General features: G+C 43.8%; 18 protein-coding genes. 10 read left to right on the top strand and 8 right to left on the bottom strand.

From position 1 onward, the window contains the following. Positions 1-95 precede the first annotated feature (95 nt). From K9M52_RS14235 to K9M52_RS14220, 4 genes are all read left to right on the top strand, one after another. Positions 96-1,028 carry an ABC transporter ATP-binding protein gene (locus tag K9M52_RS14235; RefSeq protein WP_224069102.1) on the top strand — a complete coding sequence of 311 codons (933 nt, stop codon included), beginning with the start codon at positions 96-98 and terminating at the stop codon, positions 1,026-1,028. A 14-nt stretch (positions 1,029-1,042) separates the two neighbouring features. Further along, positions 1,043-2,347, top strand: coding sequence for an ABC transporter permease (locus tag K9M52_RS14230; RefSeq protein ID WP_224069101.1), 1,305 nt, complete (start codon positions 1,043-1,045; stop codon positions 2,345-2,347). Between the two features lie 13 nt (positions 2,348-2,360). Further along, a complete protein-coding gene (locus K9M52_RS14225; protein ID WP_224069100.1) occupies positions 2,361-3,050 on the top strand; it encodes a helix-turn-helix transcriptional regulator in 690 nt (229 codons plus the stop codon). 96 nt (positions 3,051-3,146) lie between these two features. Next, entirely contained in the window at positions 3,147-3,644 is a 498-nt protein-coding gene (locus K9M52_RS14220) for a DinB family protein (RefSeq protein WP_224069099.1), read from the top strand. 109 nt (positions 3,645-3,753) lie between these two features. Here the strand turns inward: K9M52_RS14220 and K9M52_RS14215 are convergent, their stop codons facing one another. The 4 genes from K9M52_RS14215 to secA form a co-directional block, all read right to left on the bottom strand. Continuing rightward, positions 3,754-5,292 (bottom strand): arylsulfatase, encoded by a 1,539-nt coding sequence (locus tag K9M52_RS14215; protein ID WP_224069098.1) that lies wholly within the window; start codon positions 5,290-5,292, stop codon positions 3,754-3,756. A gap of 115 nt (positions 5,293-5,407) precedes the next feature. Further along, a complete protein-coding gene (locus K9M52_RS14210) occupies positions 5,408-5,608 on the bottom strand; it encodes a helix-turn-helix transcriptional regulator (protein WP_224069097.1) in 201 nt (66 codons plus the stop codon). A gap of 2 nt (positions 5,609-5,610) precedes the next feature. Then, positions 5,611-6,039, bottom strand: a complete 429-nt coding sequence (locus K9M52_RS14205; RefSeq protein ID WP_224069096.1) for a hypothetical protein — start codon at positions 6,037-6,039, stop codon at positions 5,611-5,613. Between the two features lie 171 nt (positions 6,040-6,210). Next, positions 6,211-9,546, bottom strand: a complete 3,336-nt coding sequence (secA, locus tag K9M52_RS14200; protein WP_224069095.1) for a preprotein translocase subunit SecA — start codon at positions 9,544-9,546, stop codon at positions 6,211-6,213. Between the two features lie 544 nt (positions 9,547-10,090). On the opposite strand from secA, the gene atpG reads away from it, so the two are divergent. The 3 genes from atpG (at position 10,091) to purE (ending at position 12,805) form a co-directional block, all read left to right on the top strand. Then, on the top strand, positions 10,091-10,972 hold the full coding sequence (gene atpG / locus K9M52_RS14195; RefSeq protein ID WP_224069094.1) for an ATP synthase F1 subunit gamma: 882 nt from the start codon (positions 10,091-10,093) through the stop codon (positions 10,970-10,972). A gap of 148 nt (positions 10,973-11,120) precedes the next feature. Continuing rightward, positions 11,121-12,155 (top strand): SMC-Scp complex subunit ScpB, encoded by a 1,035-nt coding sequence (gene scpB, locus K9M52_RS14190; RefSeq protein WP_224069093.1) that lies wholly within the window; start codon positions 11,121-11,123, stop codon positions 12,153-12,155. A gap of 116 nt (positions 12,156-12,271) precedes the next feature. Next, the gene (gene purE, locus K9M52_RS14185; protein WP_224069092.1) at positions 12,272-12,805 is read left to right on the top strand and encodes a 5-(carboxyamino)imidazole ribonucleotide mutase; all 534 of its coding nucleotides are present in this window, start codon (positions 12,272-12,274) and stop codon (positions 12,803-12,805) included. An 80-nt stretch (positions 12,806-12,885) separates the two neighbouring features. On the opposite strand, the gene K9M52_RS14180 is transcribed toward purE, so the two are convergent. The 3 genes from K9M52_RS14180 to ffh form a co-directional block, all read right to left on the bottom strand. After that, complete coding sequence (locus K9M52_RS14180; protein WP_224069091.1) at positions 12,886-13,686, bottom strand: S1/P1 nuclease; 801 nt, start codon at positions 13,684-13,686, stop codon at positions 12,886-12,888. A gap of 32 nt (positions 13,687-13,718) precedes the next feature. Further along, complete coding sequence (locus K9M52_RS14175; protein WP_224069090.1) at positions 13,719-14,153, bottom strand: DUF4293 domain-containing protein; 435 nt, start codon at positions 14,151-14,153, stop codon at positions 13,719-13,721. A 141-nt stretch (positions 14,154-14,294) separates the two neighbouring features. After that, on the bottom strand, positions 14,295-15,629 hold the full coding sequence (gene ffh, locus K9M52_RS14170; RefSeq protein WP_224069089.1) for a signal recognition particle protein: 1,335 nt from the start codon (positions 15,627-15,629) through the stop codon (positions 14,295-14,297). A gap of 321 nt (positions 15,630-15,950) precedes the next feature. Between ffh and fusA the strand changes: the two genes are divergently transcribed. Beyond that, positions 15,951-18,107 (top strand): elongation factor G, encoded by a 2,157-nt coding sequence (fusA, locus tag K9M52_RS14165; RefSeq protein WP_224069088.1) that lies wholly within the window; start codon positions 15,951-15,953, stop codon positions 18,105-18,107. Positions 18,108-18,271: 164 nt separating this feature from the next. After that, entirely contained in the window at positions 18,272-19,405 is a 1,134-nt protein-coding gene (gene hemW / locus K9M52_RS14160) for a radical SAM family heme chaperone HemW (protein ID WP_224069087.1), read from the top strand. Positions 19,406-19,417: 12 nt separating this feature from the next. Here hemW and K9M52_RS14155 read toward each other — a convergent pair whose 3' ends face one another. Beyond that, entirely contained in the window at positions 19,418-20,419 is a 1,002-nt protein-coding gene (locus tag K9M52_RS14155) for an NAD(P)H-dependent glycerol-3-phosphate dehydrogenase (RefSeq protein WP_224069086.1), read from the bottom strand. Between the two features lie 784 nt (positions 20,420-21,203). On the opposite strand from K9M52_RS14155, the gene dnaB reads away from it, so the two are divergent. Continuing rightward, the gene (gene dnaB, locus K9M52_RS14150; protein ID WP_224069085.1) at positions 21,204-22,781 is read left to right on the top strand and encodes a replicative DNA helicase; all 1,578 of its coding nucleotides are present in this window, start codon (positions 21,204-21,206) and stop codon (positions 22,779-22,781) included. The last annotated feature ends 77 nt before the right edge of the window (positions 22,782-22,858 follow it).

The following is a 22,858-nucleotide window of genomic DNA, read 5'->3' as shown; positions in this document are numbered from 1 at the left end:
TCAAAAAAAATATGGATAAACCTGCTATTGTTAATGAAATGGAAAAAAGTATGTTATTTTCGTAAACCTTATTCACAAGGCTAATTAAAACAATTATGGCAATACTTGAACTATCGCATCTTAAAAAATACTATGCCACACAAAAAGCGGTCGATGATGTCAGTTTTTCAATAGAATCAGGGCAGATATTTGGTCTATTGGGGCCAAATGGGGCCGGAAAAACCACATTATTGCGTATGATCACCGGGATATTTTATCCTGATGAAGGCAGCATTCTTTTCGATGGTAATAAATTCGATCCGGAAAATGATATACGGAAAATCGGTTATATGCCGGAAGAAAGAGGCCTTTATAAAAAAATGAAAATCGGAGAACAGGCACTTTTCCTGGCGCGCCTCAAAGGCCTGTCTTATGCGGATGCCATGACCAAAATAAAATACTGGTTTGAACGACTGGAGATGCAGACATGGTGGGATAAAAAAGTAGAAGACTTAAGTAAAGGAATGAGTCAGAAGCTGCAGTTTGTTATTACAGTTTTACACCAACCCAAACTGATTATACTGGATGAACCCTTTAGTGGGCTGGATCCTGTAAATGCCAATTTGATTAAGGATCAGATATTTGAACTGGCCAGGCAGGGTAGCACAATTATCTTTTCCACTCACCGGATGGAACAGGTAGAGGAAATCTGCGATCAGATTGCACTGATCAATCTGGGTAAAAAGGTACTGGATGGAAAAGTAGCCGATATCCGGCAACAATACAAGGAGAACCTGTATGAAATCAAGCTGGATAAAGCCGCAGACCAGATCGCGGCTTCCACGATCTTTGAACCGATCAATCTGGCAGACAATAAGATGATTGTCCGCATACAGCAGGGTTACCGAGGTAATGACTTACTGCGTTATTTCCTTGATCAGGATATTCAGGTACAACATTTCGGCGAAATCCTTCCTTCGCTCAATGAGATATTTATCCGGCTGGTACATGGCACAAATGCAGTTACCCGAAGTTTCCATAACATTTAAACCTCTGACGCGTCATGAATAAAATAATATTAGTTTTAAAAAGAGAGTTTCTAACCCGTGTACAGAAAAAAACCTTTCTACTGGTCACCATCGGGCTTCCCATATTAATATTTGCTATCTATGCGGCGATTATCTACTTTAGTATCAACAGTGGCTCCAGTACAAAGATTATGGTGGTAGACAATGCCGGTTTATTTAAGGACACAATTGCGCCAAATACTAAAGAGATCACGTATCAGTTTACAACTGATGTCAGCCAGTCTGATCTGGAAAACAAAGCTAAAAATAAAACCATCGATGGATATATCGTCATACCGGCTCATGCCACTCTGGACGATAAAATTAATCTGATTACCGGTTCCAAAATCGGAATTATGACCAGAGAATCCATTACCAAAGCGATTCAATCAAGACTGGAAAAACTCAAAATGGATGCCTTACCTGTCTCCCAGGACCTCCTTAAAAAGGCCAAAACAGAAAACAAGGTAGACATCGTTAATATCAATGATAAAAATGATTCCGGCATGCGTGCCGGTGTCAGCTATGGCGTGGGTATATTCTGTGGCATCCTGATTTATATGATCTTACTTCTTTACGGCACTTCTGTTATGCGCGGTGTCATGGAAGAGAAAGTCAGCCGCATCGCAGAGATCGTTGTGAGCAGTATTAAGCCTTTTCAACTCATGATGGGCAAAATCCTGGGCATCGGAGCTGTAGGCCTCTTACAATTCCTGATCTGGATCGTTCTGGGGGTAGGATTGCGTTATTTGTTAATTCCTGTTCTCTTTCCGGAAATGACCCATGCGATTAGCGCTGGTGTGGTGGACCCTAATGCATCGGGCGCAGATATGACAGCTGTTTTTCAGGCATTCAGCACCATTAATTTCCCGCTGATCATTACCATGTTCTTTGTTTATTTTCTGGGTGGCTACTTTATTTATGCATCTCTATTTGCAGCCATCGGTTGCTCCGTAAGCGACGGGCAACAGGATGCACAGGGATTACAGCTGCCTATTACCTTACCTATTATTTTCGGCTTTGTGATCATGATGCAAGCCGTTAATAATCCTACCGGAGGGTTGGCCGTTTTTGGGAGTCTATTTCCACTCACCTCTCCCATTGTCATGATGGCCCGGGTCGCACAGGGTGTACCGGAGGCCGTTTCGTGGTGGGAACTGACCCTGAGCATCGTATTGTTATTTGGTTCCTTCTTATTTACCACATGGTTTGCCGGTAAAATATATCGCACGGGTATCCTCATGTACGGTAAAAAACCTACCTGGAAAGAACTTATTAAATGGGCATTTAGAAAAAATTAATCCGTTAGTTGTCGTGAACAGACTAGATCGCCTTTTTGCAATACTCGTCCATCTGCAGTCCAGAAAATATGTGCCTGCGGAAAAGATCAGTGAAAAGTTTGAGATCAGCCTGCGGACTGTATACAGGGATGTAAAGGCGCTCGTCGCATCAGGCATTCCTGTTAGTCATGAAGCGGGCAAAGGATATTTTATTGTCTCAGGTTTCTTTCTTTCCCCGGTATCATTCACGATGGAAGAAACAAGTGCATTGCTTTTAATGGAGAAAATGGTGCGGGCTCTGGCCGATCAGGCCACCGCCACTCAGTATGGAAGCGCCATGACTAAGATCAGATCCGTCTTGAAAGGCAGTCAGCAAGATCTGCTGGAAGTCCTGGATGCCAGTACTTATTTGCAATTCCATGAAATGTGGCAGTTGCAGGAGAACTTTATTCCCACCGTACAAAACGCCATCGCACATAAGAAGCAACTGCAGATCAGGTACAAAGATAAAAGTGAGCAAGAGAGCCTTCGGCACATTGAACCTATCGGACTTATATTTTACGCATTTGGTTGGCACGTGATCGCCTGGTGTCATCTGAGAACTGATTACCGGGACTTTAAGTTGAACCGGGTTCTCCAGATCAAGCAGCCTGGCACCGACTTTCAGAAAAAGGATCATTTGCCGATCAGTCACTTTATGGATCAGCTGCCGGTTAATTATTAAAATTATTCTAAAAATAAGTATGGGCCGGTCTGACTGCCATAGGGTTGTCAGTCCAGTCATGTTACTTTGCTTTTGAACCAAAAAAAAAATAAAGCAATGGAATTTATCCCTGTATTACTGAAAGAAATGGAAAAAGAAAATGTTACAACAAGAGAAATGCTGTCCCGGATCCCGGACACAATCTATGACTGGCAGCCTCACCCCAAAAGTATGACCGTCAGATCGCTTGCTACACACCTGGCAGAATTGCCTTCCTGGGTGGATATGGTATTAAACACAGACGGGTTGGATTTTGCAACTATGCCTTACAATCCACCCGTTGTTAACCATACAGCAGATATTTTAAACATCTACGACAAGTCCTATGAAGCAGGTCACAGCGCGTTAGCCAAAGCAGACCCCGCCATACTGGAAAAAACATGGACCTTGAGCAACGGGGACAAAGTACTGGCAGCAGATAACAAGCTGGAGACACTGCGCATGGTTTATTGTCAGATTGTTCACCACAGGGCACAAATGGGCGTATTTCTACGGCTGAACAATGTCCCGATCCCACCTAGCTATGGGCCAAGTGCGGACGAAGGCAGCCTCTAGTTACATACCGATGGATTTTTAATCAAAGCCCGGTAACAGCAATTCTTATAACGGCTGTTACCGGGCTTTCTTATTGCTGCACCTGTTTTCCAACTGTATCTTTAAAAACTTATTGCTGAGCGGGATACTCAAAATTCCATTCATTTAGATGTGATAATATCCTGCGCTTCATGATCTCATCTATTTTTCTAACAAGATCCGGATGTTTGTTAGCCTGATTGATTTGTTCGGCCGGATCTGCCTTTATATTGTACAGCGCAATGGGTGCATCAGGGTCATTTTTGGCGCCCAGCCTGATACCCTTCCAATCACCTAACCTTACGGCCTGTTCCCCGTTATGGTGGCTGGCCAGTTCCCAGTACAGATATTCATGGGAGCGCTGCTGCCCTTTGCCTGTCAGTATGGATTCAATGGAGATGCCCTGCGTTTGCACTGCCCCGGCAATACTTTTTTCAGGAATCTGCGTACCGGACAATGAACAAAAAGTAGCGAACATATCCCAAATAGTAGTAGGATGATCTGTTACAGAGCCTGGTTTGATCTTGGCGGGCCAGCTAGCGATCATAGGCACCCGGATTCCGCCTTCATAAACATCTCCTTTAAATCCACGCCAGGGACCGTTAGCGTCAAAATAACGGGTCGGTGCGCCTCCTTCTCCATCAGGAGCGCCATTATCACTTGTAAAGATCACGAGTGTATTGTCTGCCAGCCCCTCCTCTTTCAAGGTCTGCATAATTTGCCCGACATAATCATCCAGCAAAGAGATCATCGCTGCATAGGTTTGTCTTGGGCGGAAGCAGGGTAAATACCCATTATTGGGAGATGGCTTATCATCAAACATGCCCTCATACCTTTTAAGTGCCTGACGGGTAACCTGCAACGCCACATGAGGTATCGTTGGTGAGAATTCAAGGAAGAAAGGCTGGCCTTTATGCTCCTTAATAAACCTGATAGCATCCGATGCCATCGTGTCACAGGAATACACATTACCGCTATATCTGGCGTAATTAGTGATATCATCAGGATCTGCTCCTTTGGGAAAAGATTGATGTGGGGAAAAATAAATATTGTCTAATGGCACCCGCTCTGTCCCCCTCCATAAATGTGTCGGATAATAATTATGAGCTTGTCTTTGTCCTAAATATCCAAAAAAATAAGAAAAGCCGAGTTGCGTTGGTATGCCTGTGGATCCTGGTCCGCCTAAGCCCCATTTACCAATTAACGCTGTCACATAACCGTTGTTTTGCAGGAGTCCCGGAAATGTTACTGTATTATTAGGTAAAGGCATCTGACCTCTTTCTCCTTCATCTGAGAAATCGTATCCACCAATTTCATAATTGTCACGGATATAAGCATGTGCCATATCCTTACCTGTTAAAAGTCCACATCTGGACGGGCTGCAGATCGGATCTGCATAGTACTGTGTAAATTTCAGTCCGTTTTTAGCCAGCGCGTCAATATTCGGTGTCTGGATCCTGGTTTGTCCATAACACCCCAGACTACCATATCCCAGATCATCGGCCATAATAAAGATAATGTTGGGGCGCTTCTGGACACTTTGACCGTAAGTAAAAGTATATAGACCAACCAGAAAGACCAGTCCGCAGACCAGGCCACCTAAACTTCTGAAAAACCTTGCTTGCTTCATCTTTTATACTCTGACAGCTTTTATTAATCAAATGTACCGGCAAAATAGACAAAAAATTTCATAGTTTCGGCAGATGGCCGGAAAATATGACTGACATAATCGATACACTGCCTGTCTAATCTTCTGGCTCCAGCTTGAATATCGCTTCTACCGGCTTATCAAAATATCGCGCGATTTTAAGCGCCAGCAGGGTAGATGGTACGTATTTTTTCTTTTCAATCGCATTAATTGTCTGCCGGCTCACACCAATACACTGTGCCAGTTCTTCCTGCGTGATATTTTTGATAGCTCTTTCTACCTTGAGTGTGTTGGTCATATTCAGAGGCGCTTACTGCGAATGAGCAGGTAATTGAAACGGATAATGTAAAACAACAAGGTTGTAAACATATTGACTGCAATAATATTCAAAAAACTCCACCCATAAAAGAGTAGGTTGCAGAAAAACAAAATTAAATAATTAATGAGTATGGCCCAGCCAAAGGAAGAAAGTCTCAGCTTCTGTATAAACTCATCCTCCTGCTTTTCTTTTGAAAACACCACCAGCAACGCGCCGGCAAGAATGCCAGCAATAAGCACCGTCGTCACGATGTCGAAAAAAACATTTTTATAATAAATATTCACCACATAGGTCAGCGTTTCATGATCATTGATCAGGTACCATTTTAGTAAACCCAATACCAAACAAGGTATCAAAATAAGCCAGCCGATTTTTTTATATCGGTAAGGTAATAATAATTGAGATTTCATAAAGGTAGATTTTTCATAAAAGTAAAACAAACTTTACATTATATCCATTATATTTTACTTTTTTATTTGGCTACACAAAAAAAGCGCGCTATATTCAGAAATTATTTCTGACTACAACGCGCCGTATACTGTATTTTATATTATTATTTACGCTTGCTTCAGATAACTTGGTTAAGCGTCTTTGCCGTGACAGTTCTTATATTTTTTGCCGCTGCCGCAAGGACAGGGATCATTACGGCCGATCTTCGGTCCCGCCACTACAGGTTGCTGTTTAACATGCTCGCTAGGGTCGTAATAATCATTTTCATTAGCAGCATAATCACTACCTGCCGCATCTACTGCTTCTTTGTTGGCGTTAAGCTTGCTTAAGTCCGTTTTCTGCTCATGACCTTCGTGAATCTGACCTCCTTGCTGTACATCAACCGGTATATTGGAATGGGACAGGAAGGTAACTATTTCTACGTTCACCTGGCTATTCATTTTGGAGAATAGTCCAAAGGCTTCTTGTTTATAAATCACAAGCGGATCTTTCTGCTCATATTGTACCGTTCTGACACTTTGTTTCAGGTCATCCATTGAACGCAAATGCTCTTTCCAGGCATCATCAATAAAGCCTAGCATCAGGGTTTTTTCCAGGGAATTCACCAGTTCCAGACCTGCCGTATCCAGCGTTTTCTGCATCGGCGCCAGCACCTGCAATGCCTTTCTGCCGTCGGCAAACGGCACCACGACATTTTCAATTCTGTCACCCTGCGCCTTGCGAATATTTTCAAATACCGGATAAGCTGTTTTAGAAATTTCCTCACGATGACGCTGATAATTTTCAAAAGCCTCACCGTAAAGTTCCTCTGTCAATTCACTTACATTGCTCTTACCAAATGCAGCTTCAGTGATCTTTGTATCGAGTGCAAAATGAACGATCGCGCTCAGGCGGAAACCTTCATAGTCATTGGTCTCTTTATGATTTACGACCAGCATCTCTGCTACATAATAAAATGCACTGTCAATATCCAATGCCAGCCGTTCTCCGAAAAGAGCATGATTTCGTTTGGTATAAATCACAGTACGTTGCTTATTCATAACATCATCATATTCCAGCAGGTGCTTACGAATACCAAAGTTATTTTCCTCAACTTTTTTCTGCGCTCTTTCAATAGACTTGGTAATCATACCGCTCTCAATAGCTTCGCCTTCTTTATAGCCGGCAAAGTCCATTACCTTGGCAATACGCTCACTACCAAACATACGCATCAGGTCATCCTCCAAGGAAACATAGAACAGTGAAGAGCCAGGATCTCCCTGACGACCGGCACGGCCACGTAGCTGTAAGTCTACACGGCGGCTATCGTGCCTTTCGGTACCAATAATGGCTAACCCGCCGGCATCTTTCACACCCTCCCCTAATTTAATATCCGTACCACGACCAGCCATGTTAGTAGCAATGGTTACAGCTCCTTGCAGACCTGCTTCTGCCACTACCTGGGCTTCTTTACCATGTTGCTTGGCGTTCAACACGTTGTGAGGGATCTGCTTTTGGCGGAGCATACGGCTTAGCAACTCACTGATTTCTACGGAAGTCGTACCTACCAGAACAGGGCGCCCGCCTTCGCGATATTCAACAATCTTATTGATGACTGCACCATATTTTTCTCTCTTGGTCTTGTAGACCAGGTCATGCTGATCTTGTCGGATCACCGGTACATTGGTCGGAATGCTGACAACATCCAGCTTATAGATCTCCCAAAGCTCTGCTGCTTCTGTTTCTGCCGTACCGGTCATACCGCTTAGCTTGTGATACATCCTGAAATAGTTCTGCAGGGTAACAGTCGCATAGGTCTGCGTTGACGCTTCAATCTTTACATTTTCCTTTGCTTCCAGGGCCTGATGCAAGCCGTCGGAATAACGACGACCTTCCATGATACGCCCGGTCTGCTCATCCACGATCTTCACCTGTCCGTCCATCACAACATACTCATCATCCTTCTCAAATAATGTATACGCTTTAAGGAGTTGCTGGATCGTATGAATGCGTTCAGTTTTAGCACTGTACTCATTATAGAGTTGCTCTTTGCGTGTCAGCTTGTCTTCTCCTGAAAGCTGTTCATCCTTTTCAACATTTGCGAGTTCTGTAGCGATATCCGGTAATACGAAAAACATAGGATCTTCATTCAGACCAGTCATAGCCTTAATCCCTTTATCAGTTAGCTCAACCGTATTGTTTTTCTCATCAATATAGAACAATAGCTCTGCATCTGCTTTTGGCATTTCCCTCTGTTGGTCGGCCAAGTGGTAGTTCTCCACTTTCTGGAGTTTCTGACGAATGCCGGGCTCACTCAGATATTTGATCAAACTGCTTGTCTTAGGCAAGCCTCTGTGTGCACGGAACAGCGCCAGACCACCTCCGCCTTCTTTTACATCATCATTACCTTCTGCTATTTTCTTTTTTGCTTCGATCAGAAAATTATTGCAGATCTGTCTTTGATGAGCAACCAGTTGTGCCACGCGATCTTTTAATTCAAAGAAAAGTTGTGTAGAGTTATCTTTACCTACCGGCCCCGAAATGATCAGCGGCGTACGGGCATCATCAATTAAAACGCTATCCACCTCATCGATCATCGCATAATGGTGCTTACGCTGTACCATTTCATCAGGATTGTGCACCATATTATCCCTCAGGTAATCGAAGCCAAATTCATTATTGGTTCCATAAGTTATGTCACAGAGATAAGCGCTCCTTCTGGCAGGTGTATTGGGCTGATGCTTGTCAATACAGTCGACCGTGAGACCCAACCATTCATAAATAGGGCCATTCCATTCACTATCACGACGAGCCAGATAATCATTGACGGTTACAATATGTACCCCCTCTCCAGCCAAGGCATTGAGATAAGCCGGTAAAGTTGATACCAGGGTTTTACCTTCACCCGTTGCCATTTCTGCAATCTTACCCTGATGCAGTACAATACCACCAATCAGCTGCACGTCATAATGAAGCATATTCCAGGAAACGGCCACACCGGCTGCTTCCCAACTCGTATTATAAGTAACGTTCTCTCCATCAATACGCATATAATTCTTCTTCACAGCCAGTTGTCTGTCCAGATCTGTCGCACGAGAGATGACTTCGTCACTTTCTTTAAAGCGCCTGGCTGTTTCTTTAACTACGGCAAAGGCTTCTGGTAAAATATTATTTAAGACTTCTTCGATCTTCTTATCGCGATCCTTTTTTAGCTCATCTATTTCACGGTAGAGATTATCCCTGCCGACCATATCTGCAGATGGTAAGGCTTCAGCTGCTTCTTTTTTAGTCTGAATGGTCTGATCGATATCCTTAAGGAATTCTTTGATACGCCCTTTGAATTCCACGGTCTTACTACGTAGTTCATCATTGGATAGGGATTGCAATTTTTCATATTGCTGGTTGATCTCAGCTACCTGCGGCTGGATCTTCTTCACATCCTTTTCAGATTTATTGCCACCGAGCAGCCTGCTTAATATGCCTTTCATTAATTTTTTTTTATAATTGTTTAGATCTCGATTTTTAGCCCGAAAGTGCCAAAATATACCATTATTCTGAAAAAAGCAGTCAAAAACAATGCTTATCACATTTACAGGCCAAATTGACAGTTTTCGCGGTTGCAAATGTAGGGAATAATTTGGGAATTAAAGGCCGTCATACGCCGGTCTTGCAGGGAGATTACGCCCTTTAGCAGCCTTGTCTGGCTGCATCTTACTTTCATTCTTAAAGCGGCCAATTTAACCGTTCATCCAGGGCCTTCTCTGCTAAAATAGCAGTTGTTTGTTAGTAATACCCTGCGTTATGCTATAATATTTAAAGGATTTTAGCGGGTTTTGCCTCCCAGCCTTCGCTTATTCGTTTCATCCCACTTATTAACACAGAAAATCTAACGATAAAAGCAGTCTATTTCAGGAGTTTAGTCATTGGTTATCGTGCGTTCCTAAAAAATGCATCCTGTTTCACTGAAAATAGGGGCTAAATCTTGTCTGATTGAATGCTTTTGGTTACTTTTGCAGCCAAATTGAGAACCCCATGTCAGGCCAATTAAAAGAAGTACGTAACAGGATACAGTCGGTACAATCTACACAGCAGATTACCAAAGCCATGAAAATGGTGAGTGCGGCTAAATTACGCCGTGCTCAGGAGGCAATAACACAGATGAGACCTTATGCGCAAAAACTACAGGAAGTACTGAGTAATATTGTCAGCAGCCTGAGTGGAGAATCTAATATCCAGCTGGCGGATCACAGAGAAGTAGAAAAGGTGTTACTGATCGTTATTACCAGTGATCGCGGCCTGGCTGGCGCCTATAATGCTAATATTGTCAAAGCTGCTAAACAGGCTGCCACTACTAAATATAAGGCCGCCCTGGATAAAGGCAATGTCACTATCTGGAATATTGGCAAAAAAGGATACGAATCCCTGAGTAAGGCTGGCTTTAAAACTGACGCCACCTATAAAGATCTTTTCATAAATCTGAGCTTTGAAAATGTGCAGCAAGCAGCGCAGGCGGCGATCAGCGCGTTTGAAAATAAGACATTTGATGCCATCGATATTGTCTACAGTGAGTTTATTAATGCCGCTGTTCAGCGCTATTCAGTAGAACAATTTTTGCCCATTCCAAAGATCGAGGGTACCGGTGGAAAAAAGAATGTTGATTTTATTTTCGAACCGGCAAAGGAGGAACTGGTAGCGCAATTAATGCCTAAAATCCTCAATACCCAATTATACAAGGCGGTCCTGGATGCTCAGGCGAGTGAACATGGCGCACGTATGACGGCCATGGACAAGGCCAGCGAAAATGCAAATGAGATCCTGCGCAGCCTGAAAATCTCTTATAACCGTGCCCGTCAGGCCGCCATCACAACTGAATTGACTGAAATCGTCAGTGGTGCTGCCGCTCTTCAGGGGTAGGATTTATACCTTAGCCAAAGATACCGGGAGTAGAAAAGGAAGATTTAGCATGGCAAATCAAATCTTCTCCTTATCTTTAGTTATCGACAAATTACAATCTTTTTTAGACTGCAAGTTTTTGACTTGCAGTTTTAGTTTACAATAAGTTATGGAGTTAAGTGAAATCATACCCCACATCGAGGCCCTGATCTTTGCCAGTGACCGTCCACTCACCAGTCTGGACCTGGTAGATCTGATCAACAACGCTTTCGGGTTTATGGAACAGCAAATCACCCTGGATCAGGTAGAAACCTCCCTGGAAGGTATCCGGGAAAAATACAATTCCGACTTTTACCCGTTTGAAGTATTTCAGAGTGGCGGCGGCTGGCAGTTCCTCAGCAAACCCGCCTTCCATACCACCATCGCCCAACTCAACGGGGGAAAATTCCTGAAAAAATTATCTAATGCCGCCCTTGAAACATTATCCATTATTGCCTATAAACAACCGATCACTAAAGGAGAAATTGAAAGCATCCGTGGTGTCAACAGTGATTATAGCGTTCAGAAATTGCTGGAAAAGGAATTGATTATCATCTCCGGCAGAAATGAAGAATTGCCAGGCAAACCACTGATCTATGAAACGTCTAAGAGTTTTATGGATTATTTTGGACTGAACTCTGCCTCTGACCTGCCTAAGATCAAGGAAGTGCTGGCAGAACAAATCGAACCGACCTTGCAACAGAGAACTATAGAAGAAAATGCAGATTTTGGTATTTTCGGCAAATTTGATAACGATAAGCCGGCCGCAGAAAATATAGATTTGCAGACAGAGTCGGCATCTCACGGCGAAGAGCACATGGCAGCGCAAGACATTCCTATTGATCCCGATGATGCCGGGGAATTAGAGCTATCCGACGAAGAAAGCAGAGAAAGCATCCATCAGGCCACTGAACAAATGGATCAGCAATTACATCCGGACCTGAGTTCGATCAAGCGGGCTGATGAGACAATCGCTAACGAAGAAGCATCCGATCCGTCATTTGACAACGAAGATGAAATACAAGACGAGGAACTGGCAGACCTTGAAAAAATCAATGAAGCGGGCGAAGAAGATGCAGATGAAACTGAGAAGGAGGATGATGTTGACCTAGAAGAAGATGAGGAAGATGAGGATCGGTTAAACAATAACCAATCATCCCGATAGTGCTGTTTTTAAGACCTGCTGTCCATAACCGTCAACCCTAATCCGGGCAGTCTACTATTATTAGTATATAATTTTCTCATTAAAGAGTCTACCCCAAATACAATAAATACGAAAAAATGACGAATACAGATAACAGGACCGCGCAGATAGGTATTATAATGGGAAGTGACAGCGACCTGAAAATCATGCAGGATGCTGCTCAGATCCTTAAACATTTTGATGTACCTTATGAGTTGACCGTCGTTTCCGCCCACCGCACACCGGAAAGAATGTTTCAATACGCGCAAGGTGCAGCAACCAGAGGCATCAAAGTGATTATCGCCGGCGCAGGTGGTGCAGCTCATTTACCCGGAATGATCGCTTCATTAACACATCTGCCAGTGATTGGCGTACCAATTAAATCTTCCAACTCTATTGACGGCTGGGATTCTGTATTATCCATACTGCAGATGCCAAATGGAGTACCTGTTGCCACCGTAGCATTGAATGCAGCCAAAAATGCCGGCCTGCTCGCAACGCAGATTTTAGGTACAGCAGATGCTGCCTATGCTGAAAAGTATAAAAAGTATAAGGAAAGTCTCAAAGATTCAGTCCAGGAAAAAATCAATAAACTGGCCGGGGACTGGAATAACGAATTTGATCAGCACTAATCTCGACTGAGCATATTACCACTAGAAAGGGGCATTTGATCCAGTCAATGCCCCTTTCTAGTGGTAATATAATTACGGCACTAACCCAGGATATCGTTCAGTACCTTTGCCAGCCGGAGACCGCCGTCCAGCAACTGTTCATTTAGACGATCAAAGAACAGGTAATTATAGTTATAGCTCAAATTGGAGCCATCAGGTGTTTTGTCATAGATCTCGTCTGATAATTGATGTGATTGAAAGAACCAGTCTTGCAGACTACCAGACTGTATCATAGTAATCTGCTGTTCATTGACTGTGTCAATGTTAGCCGCATATTCAGTATAGCTCCATTTCTGGTAGTCGATTAACTGACTATCCCAGAGCGTGTGCAAGTTTGAGGGATTCCCGAACCAGACTACTTTTATCTTATTACCACCGGCATCCTCACTCCTGCCGACATGCAAGGGCTGATGCAGATCACCCATAAAATGAATTAAAAATCTAAGCGCAATCTGTCGTTGTTCTAAAGGCAGGTTTTTGTTTTTCAACAGGATTTCCATCTCCGGAATCTGGGTATACAAATTTTTGCCCTCCAAAGCTTCAAGATCTTTTATAAATTCATCCTTATCCAGGTGACCGGGAAGATCCACATAATGCCAGGGGCCAGTCTGTTTCCACTTGTCCGTCGTGTCAGATTTGATGAAATCTGGCCAATTAGCCCAGAAGGCAAGTGGCGCCTTACCGATCAGCTTTTCGAGGTTCTTTCTTGCCTTTTTAGACAGGTGTCTTTGCGCAATCTCTGCAATAATCCGATGCCCTGTCAGACCCCAGGCCATAGCAGATGAGGCAATACACATAAATACAATTCCAAAAAACAGAACTTGTAATTTTCTACCTATCATATCTATGCATTTATTGGCAGTTTCCATCCAAATTAACCTCTTAACCTATCCGCACGCTTCAGAAGCCGTATGTCCTTACTAATACCTCTTAGGGCCATTATAATAAAGATGGGCAAAAGAAATACAAATACGGAGGTAAGTGTTAATGTTCCGCTACCCGGCAAAAAATGCGTATTGATCTCTTGATAATAAAAAATAAAAAGAGCAATGCTTAGCAACAAATCTACTATCGTCAGCATTAACTGCTGCTTGCGGTTCTTAAACATAAATATAGCGATCAGGCTGACCACCAAAATAACAATTGTCGTGGCAAAAACAAGAATGGAAGGATTGTGTCCGTTTAAAATAATCTGTGGATGTTGTACGCCTTCGTTCATCCAGGTACCAACATAAAAACCGAATTTCAGGGAAAGGGCAGCCAGTATCACCACTACCAGCAGCCAAAAAGACTGAATGCGCTGAATCATAGGAATATATTTTTGATAGCCATCTGATTAATAATAGGACTAGTTACACCACTAAAGGTACTATTTCTATCCGGATGGTCATTGATTTTTAAAGGATTAAATTATAGCTGCAGCCAGAAAGCCATTGTTACATCCGAAATGTTACCTGCGTTTGAGTCCCCCCATACCGCCCATCATGCCGGCCATTGGCATTTTATTCATCATTTTCATCATCTGACGCATCTGATCGAACTGTTTCATAAAGGCGTTTACCTCCTGGAGTTCCTTACCGGCGCCCTTAGCGATACGTTGCCGGCGGGACGGGTCAATAGTATCGGGATTGGCTCTTTCAAAAGGCGTCATGGAATTGATGATCGCTTCCACGCCTTTGAAAGCATCATCACTGATGTCGACATCCTTCATAGCCTTACCGACCCCGGGCAACATCCCCATGATATCTTTTAAATTACCCATACGCTTGATTGTTTGCAATTGGTCGATAAAATCCTGAAAATCAAACTGATTTTTCCGAATTTTCTTTTCCAGTTTTTTGGCTTTTTCTTCATCATATTGTTCCTGAGCCTTCTCAACCAGGGAAGTAATATCTCCCATACCCAGAATACGCTGCGCCATCCTGTCCGGATAGAATACGTCCAGCGTATCCATTTTTTCACCGCTGCTGACAAACTTAATGGGCTTATTTACCGTGTACTTAATACTGAGAGCCGCCCCACCCCGGGTATCTCCATCCAATTTCGTCAATACAACACCACTGAAATCCAAGCGATCATTAAAGGCTTTGGCCGTATTGACAGCGTCCTGACCCGTCATGGAATCCACGACAAAAAGAATTTCGTTGGGGTTGATGGCTTGTTTAATATTAGCGACCTCCGTCATCATGACTTCATCAACAGCCAGACGGCCGGCCGTATCTATAATAATGACATTCTTCGCGTGTTCCTTTGCATACGCGAGGGCATTTTTGGCGATAGAAACAGCGTCCTTGTTCTCCCTTTCACTAAACACCTCCACGCCTACTTGCTCTCCTAATACATGAAGTTGGTCAATCGCCGCAGGACGATATATATCAGCCGCTACGAGTAAGGGCCTCTTTCCCTTCTTGGTTTTCAAATAGTTAGATAATTTACCGGAAAAAGTGGTCTTACCGCTACCTTGCAGGCCCGCAATCAAAATAATGGTCGGATTAGCCGTGGTCTCAAAACTGGCCTCGGTACCGCCCATTAATTCAGTTAATTCATCCTGGACAATTTTTACCATTAACTGCCCCGGGCTGATCGCATTAATGACCTTCTCCCCTGTCGCCTTTGCTTTGACTTTATCAGTGAACTCCTTGGCTATCTTATAGTTAACGTCCGCATCCAATAGAGCTCGGCGGATATCTTTAACTGTATTGGCGATATTTAATTCAGAGATCCTTGCCTCGCCCTTGAGGTTTTTAAATGCCGATTCCAGGCGGTCCGATAAATTATTAAACATACTTTAGTCGTATTTTCAACGTAATTGAATATTCATGTGATTAATGGCGGCAAAAATAGGAAAATAAAACAAAAACAGAATGCATACCAACACCATTATGTTTCCTATGTCAGCATACATAATTACTCGTTAATACCGCCAGGCCAAATAACCAGATATCCCTGCTTCTCATCTGACAGGCTAAATGGTGTTAAAATATCCCGTGAAATTAACATTGAATTGAATCAATTTTATTACCTTTGCGCCTTAAAAACCGCTTAAAAGCTAAATTCAGCTTGTTTCGGGCAGTTTTTTGAACACAATCTATAAAACAAAAATTATATGGCGGATTTAAAATTACAGCGCAATTTCGGTATTGCTGCGCATATCGATGCCGGTAAAACCACTACTACTGAGCGTATTTTGCGTTACACTGGTATGATTCACAGAATCGGTGAAGTTCATGATGGTGGTGCAACCACTGACTGGATGGAACAGGAAAAAGAAAGGGGCATTACCATTACCTCTGCAGCAGTTAGCTGTCAGTGGCCTTTTCCAACCGATAATGGTCAGCCTACTGCAGCAACCAAAAAATACGGCTTCAATATCATCGATACCCCAGGCCACGTAGACTTTACTGTAGAGGTAGAACGTTCTATGCGCGTACTGGATGGTCTGATTGCCCTTTTCTCCGCCGTTGATGGTGTGGAACCTCAATCTGAAACTGTTTGGCGTCAGGCTAACCGCTATAAAGTGCCCCGTATCGGTTTTGTAAACAAAATGGACCGTTCCGGTGCAGACTTCCTGAATGTTGTGCATCAGGTTAAAGAAATGCTGGGAGCCAATGCAGTTCCACTGCAGCTGCCTATCGGAGCTGAAGATAATTTTAAAGGTGTAGTAGACCTGATCAAAAATATTGGTATTATCTGGGATGACTCTACTGAAGGTATGACCTATACTGAGGTGCCCATTCCGGAAGATATGATAGAGGAAGTAGAACACTGGCGTGCACAGCTGATCGAATCCGTTGCTGAGTATGATGAGTCATTAATGGAAAAATTCTTTGATGACCCTAACAGCATCAGCGAAGATGAGATCCATGAAGCGATCAGAAAAGCCTGTATCGATTTGAGTATTATTCCGATGATGTGTGGTTCTTCCTTTAAAAATAAAGGCGTACAGACAGCATTGGATGCCGTTTGTCGCTACCTGCCTTCTCCTGCCGATATCGAAGCTATCGAAGGACACGATCCCAACGATCCTGAAAAAGTATTGGTACGTAAGCCCAGCGCGAAAGAACCATTTGCAGCCCTGGCATTCAAAATCATGACTGACCCATTTGTCGGCCGCCTGGCATTCTTCCGTGTCTATTCCGGTCATCTGGACGCGGGATCTTATGTGCTGAATGTAAGAAGCGGTAAGAATGAGCGTATCAGCCGTATCATGAAAATGTTTGCCAACAAACAAAACCCCGTTGACTTTATCGAAGCAGGTGATATCGGAGCTGCGGTTGGATTTAAAGAAATCAAAACCGGTGATACTCTTTGTGATGAGAAACATCCGATCGTTCTGGAAAACATGTTTATACCTGAACCGGTAATCGCTATTGCCATCGAACCTAAAACACAGGCTGACGTGGATAAGATGGGTATGGCTATCGCTAAACTGGTAGAAGAAGACCCTACCTTGCGCGTAAATACAGATGAAGATACTGGCCAGACTATCCTGCGTGGTATGGGTGAGCTTCACCTGGAGATCATCATCGATCGTCTGAGAAGAGAGTTTAAAGTAGAAGTTAATCAGGGGAATCCTCAGGTGGCTTATAAAGAGACTTTCCAGTCTACGATCCAGCATCGTGAGGTACTGAAGAAACAATCCGGTGGTCGCGGTAAATTCGCGGATATCCAGTTTGAGATCGGGCCTGCAGAACAAGAGTGGATGAAAGAAAATGAAGGTAAACACTTCCAGTTCGTGAATAATATTGTGGGCGGATCTATTCCTCGTGAATTTATTCCTGCGATCCAGAAAGGTTTTGAAACTGCAATGACAACAGGAGTTCTGGCCGGTTATCCGGTGGACAACATGAAGATACGCATCTTTGATGGTAGCTTCCACAACGTAGACTCTGATGCCATGTCATTTGAGCTTTGTGCGAAAGCCGGGTTCCGTGAAGCCGGTCGTAAAGCAAAACCAGTACTACTGGAGCCGATCATGAAAGTTGAGGTTACGACACCGGATCAGTACATGGGTGATGTTACAGGTGACCTGAACCGCCGTCGTGGGCTGATGGAAGGAATGGATACCCGTGGTAATGCACAGGTGATCAAAGCGAAAGTTCCGCTGAGTGAAATGTTTGGTTATGTAACACAACTGCGTTCACTGTCCTCCGGACGAGCAGCTTCCACAATGGAGTTTGATCACTATGCTCCTGCGCCTAACAACATTTCTGAAGAAGTGATCGCTAAAAACAAAGGAAAAGTAAAATCCGAGGAAGAATAGTTTTTATTCTTTGCGGGCGTATATTTTAAAAAGCCACTTCTCTATGCATGACATAGAGAAGTGGCTTTTTCCCTTACAATATTCGTGCAGGTCACTAAGCAAAAGCAACGCCTGGACAAGCCTTAATGCTGAAGATACCCTAACTTTGTCATTCTAATTCAACTATGGCCGGCATTTATATACATATCCCCTACTGCAGGAAAGCCTGTCATTATTGCAATTTTCATTTTTCAACAACCCGCTATAATATCAGACAGATGCAGGACAGCCTTATACAGGAAGCCGCCCTGCAAAAAGATTTTTTTAAAAGCGACGCCGGCCCTGTCTCAACCATCTATTTTGGCGGTGGCACACCCTCTATTTTACCCGCTGCCTGGATTGCGGAATTAATTGAATGCATCAGGCAGATTTATCCAGTAGGAGCTACAGCAGAGATTACCCTGGAAGCTAACCCGGATGATATTCATCCGGAAACACTTCAAAACTGGCAGCAGGCAGGAATTAACCGGTTAAGCATCGGTGTACAGTCTTTTATAGACAAAGATCTGGAATGGATGAATCGGGCCCATAATGCCCAACAGGCTTATCAGGCCGTCGCCGCCGCAAAGCATGCCGGCATCCATGATATTTCACTGGACCTGATCTATGGAACGCCTTACCTTTCTGACCAGGGCTGGCAGGAGAACCTGCAAAAAGCTGCCGATCTGGGCGTCCGCCATTTGTCTGCTTATGCGCTGACCGTAGAGCCCAGAACGGCGTTGTTTAAAATGATTGAAAAGGGGAAACTACCGCCTTTGAATGGCCTCAAACAAAGCCGGCAATTTGATCAGCTTATGCGGTGGGCCGACCTTCAAGGCTTCGAACACTATGAAATCTCTAATCTTGCAGCACCTGGCTGTCGGAGTCGCCACAATAGCAGTTACTGGCAAGGCCTTCCCTATCTCGGCCTGGGTCCGGCCGCACACTCCTTTGATGGATTAATGACCAGAAAGTGGAATGTCGACAATAATCAGGTTTATATACAAGGGATCACTAAGGGAAAAGATGTCTCTACAACAGAAGTACTCAGTCTGGACAACCAGATCAATGAAATGATCATGATCCGGCTTCGGCTCATGGAAGGTCTGGACCTGGGCGCGTTTAGAAAACAATTTGGCGACCTGGCCGGCGCCGCCCTTGTTCAAAAAGCACAGAAAGCACTTAATGAAGGGCAACTTACAATTGAAAATGAGCAATTGATGCTCACCCGCAAGGGGAAGCATTTTGCGGACAGTATAGCAGTAGATCTGTTTGTTTGATTGTTGTAGTCACTAATTCAAAATACCTTCCAAAGCCAGGAATCCTTTTTCTGCAGGCATTCCTTCCCAAAGGATACGATAAATAGTTCCCGCAATCGGTAACTGCATAGCCAGCTGCCTGTTTAAATCATAAATACACTTACTGGCATTATACCCTTCAGCCACCATCCCCAGTTCCAGTTGGGCAGCCTTCACACTATATCCTTTACCGATCATAGTACCGAACATCCTGTTACGGCTATAAAGTGAATAACAAGTCACTAGAAGATCGCCCAAATATACGGAGCTGGCATAATCAGGCGTTTCAGGCAGGTGTCTACAGGCTGTAATCTTCTGGAGGAATGCCACCATTTCGCTGGCCGCATTCGCGATAAAGACGCTCAAAAAGTTATCTCCGTAATCCAAGCCATGAGCCATTCCTGCTCCCAGCGCATAGATGTTTTTCATCACCGCTGCATACTGAACACCAATGACATCATGGTTAACCCGCGTATTCAGATACGGCGTTTCAAACAAATCTGACAATTTCCGGCACATAACCGGATCTAATCCGGAAAAAGTAAGATAAGATAATTTCTCGCTGGCGACTTCTTCTGCATGACAGGGCCCGAGAATCGTATAGACCCGCTCTAATGGTATATTAAACGTCCGCTGAAGATAGTCACTGATCAGCTCTGTTTTCTCAGGAAGAATTCCTTTAACCGCAGATATAATTAATTTTTGGTCGAGAGAATCAGTAGGCAGTATCTCCAATGCCTGCTGCAGATAAGCAGAGGGCGTTGCCAATAGCAGGATATCGGCATTCTGTGCAACAAAAGGCAATGAGTCACTAAAGGTAATCCGGCTCAGGTCAAAAAAGGACTTCGACAAATAGGTCGGGTTATGACCTCTTTGCTGAAAATGTTCCATGGCGGGTGTATTTCTGAACCACCAATAAATTTCTACCTGATTATCAGTTAATAACTTAGCCAACGCTGTAGCCCAGCTCCCACTCCCTACAATACCTATTTTCATTTCTGTCATATTGTGACGGCCCGGCTACGTTCAGATTTTTTCTCTTGCATAGCCTTTACTTCAGGTTTTACAGGCACTTCCGATGGAGCAACCTCGCCGTTTTTGTTTAGCGCTGGCTGCCCACCACAGCCAGACAAGTTTTTAACTTTTCCCGAATAAATCCTGGCGGGCAAAGGTAACGCTTCTTTCCATTCCCCACAAACTGCACAGTTATTGGAGGAAGGAAAGGCCGCTTAACTTAACAAACCGCCGGCCATTCCGCCCGCCGCCCGGTTATAGATTTTGGAGCAACTGCTTCCGGTCCGTCAATTTGAACTATTAATGACATCAGCAGTTAAAAACTGCCCATTTTTCTTTTTCGCCGGGCCAAAATTCCCAAAAAACACAGACATTTTCCTGGTAAAAAAAGACTCCCCGGGTATGAAATAATCTTTAAAAAATAGCAAAAAATCCGGCGGTGATCCTATTGATACAAGGTATTTCTTTTTGCACATAAGTTTGGGGATAAAATCTCCAATTTACTGTATAAAGCCAAAAAATAGTGGATAACTTTATAATATTTGTGCATATTCTTAGGAAAACTGTTAATATCTTTGTGCATTGGGTATGTAAAAATAATCAACTAAACAAAGTTTTTTGGCAATCCCAGCCTTCCTATATTCGCTCATCATAAAAGGTCATTTTAAATTTTTGTAACTAAATTGTTACCAAATTGCGATGACAAGACGGGAGGGTGATATTCCCTAGCAGAAAAGACAACATATACTTAAATTACTTTATATAAATGGACAATTTATCGAATATTAACCGCAAGGTCGGCCGTAAAAAGCCGTCTACCGACATCAATACAATGATGTATGGCAAGGTGCCCCCACAGGCAAGAGATCTGGAAGAAGCCATTTTAGGTGCGGTCATGCTGGAGAAGGCGGCTTTCGATAATGTCATTGAGATTATTCGGGCAGAATGCTTCTATGTTGATGCCCATCAGCGTATTTTTAAGGCCTGTGAAAAGCTGGCACAAAAGAATATGCCAATTGACATGCTGACCGTTGTGGAGGAACTCAAGGCCAGCGAGGAGCTGGACTTGGTTGGCGGTGCCTTTTATGTTTCCAAACTGACGATGTCAGTGAGCTCGTCTGCCAATATCGAGACCCATGCCCGTATCCTGTTGGAAAAGTTCATTCAACGCAAACTCATAGAAATCAGTGGTGAAATTATCACAGAAGCCTATGTAGAGAGTACAGATGTTTTCAACTTATTAGATGATGCGGAGCAAAAGATCTTCAATATCACCAATAATTACCTGAAGAAAAATTATGATGATATCGGAGATGCGCTGGCCAAAGCATTGGAACGCATTGATAAGCTACGGTTACAGACCAATGAGATTTCCGGAGTTCCTAGCGGCTTTGCCAGTCTGGATAAAGTGACCTACGGCTGGCAGCCCAGTGACCTGATTATTCTGGCGGCACGTCCCGCCGTGGGTAAGACAGCTTTTGCCCTGAACCTGATCCGCAATGCGGCTATGCACCCGACTAATCCGGTACCGGTCGCCTTCTTCTCTTTGGAAATGAGCTCGGCGCAATTAGTTCAGCGTGTACTCTCCGCCCAAAGTGAAATTAAACTGGAAAAGATATCCAGAGGTAATCTGGAGGAATATGAATACAAACAGCTGCAGGCTAAAGGAATAAAACCGCTGGAAACGGCACCTATCTTTATCGACGATACAGCCGCACTAAACATCTTTGAGTTCCGCGCCAAGGCGCGCAGACTAGTCAATAAAAATAAAGTCGGGCTGATCGTCATCGACTATTTGCAGCTGATGAGTGGTTCAGGAGACCGAAACTCCAACCGTGAGCAGGAGATCAGTACCATTTCCAGAAATCTGAAAGTATTGGCCAAGGAATTGATGATTCCTATTATTGCCCTCTCACAGTTAAGCCGTGCAGTGGAATCCAGGAAAGAAAGCAAGATCCCCCAATTGAGTGACCTTAGAGAATCGGGGGCGATCGAGCAGGATGCTGATATGGTGATGTTTATATACCGTCCTGATTATTACGAGATCAATAGTAATGAACATGGTGAATCTATTGAAGGAGAAACGTTGATTAAGATCGCCAAACACCGTAACGGTTCCCTGGAAACCATCAAACTCAGGGCTCGGCTTGATATCCAGAAATTTGAGGACGCAGGAGACAACGGCTTTAATCCGGGTAGTTGGCAGGCATTGCCGGCCGGAGGGCCAGGCGGTCCTGGAGATGGTGGCGCAGCCGGTAGTGGCGACGCGCAGCTTTTCATCAGCCGGCCAAGCAAAATGAATGAAGGTGAATTTGACGACGGCTTTGATGCCCCTCCGTTTTAGCTGCAATTCAACATTTTATTAAATGTATTTTTTAGAAAACATTATAAGATACCTGGCCTTACGTTAAAGCTACTATA

This window comes from Arachidicoccus terrestris (assembly GCF_020042345.1).
Classification (GTDB): Bacteria; Bacteroidota; Bacteroidia; order Chitinophagales; family Chitinophagaceae; genus Arachidicoccus; species Arachidicoccus terrestris.
The sequence above is the reverse complement of the archived record's forward strand: the minus strand, read 5'-3'. Positions and strand labels throughout refer to the sequence as shown.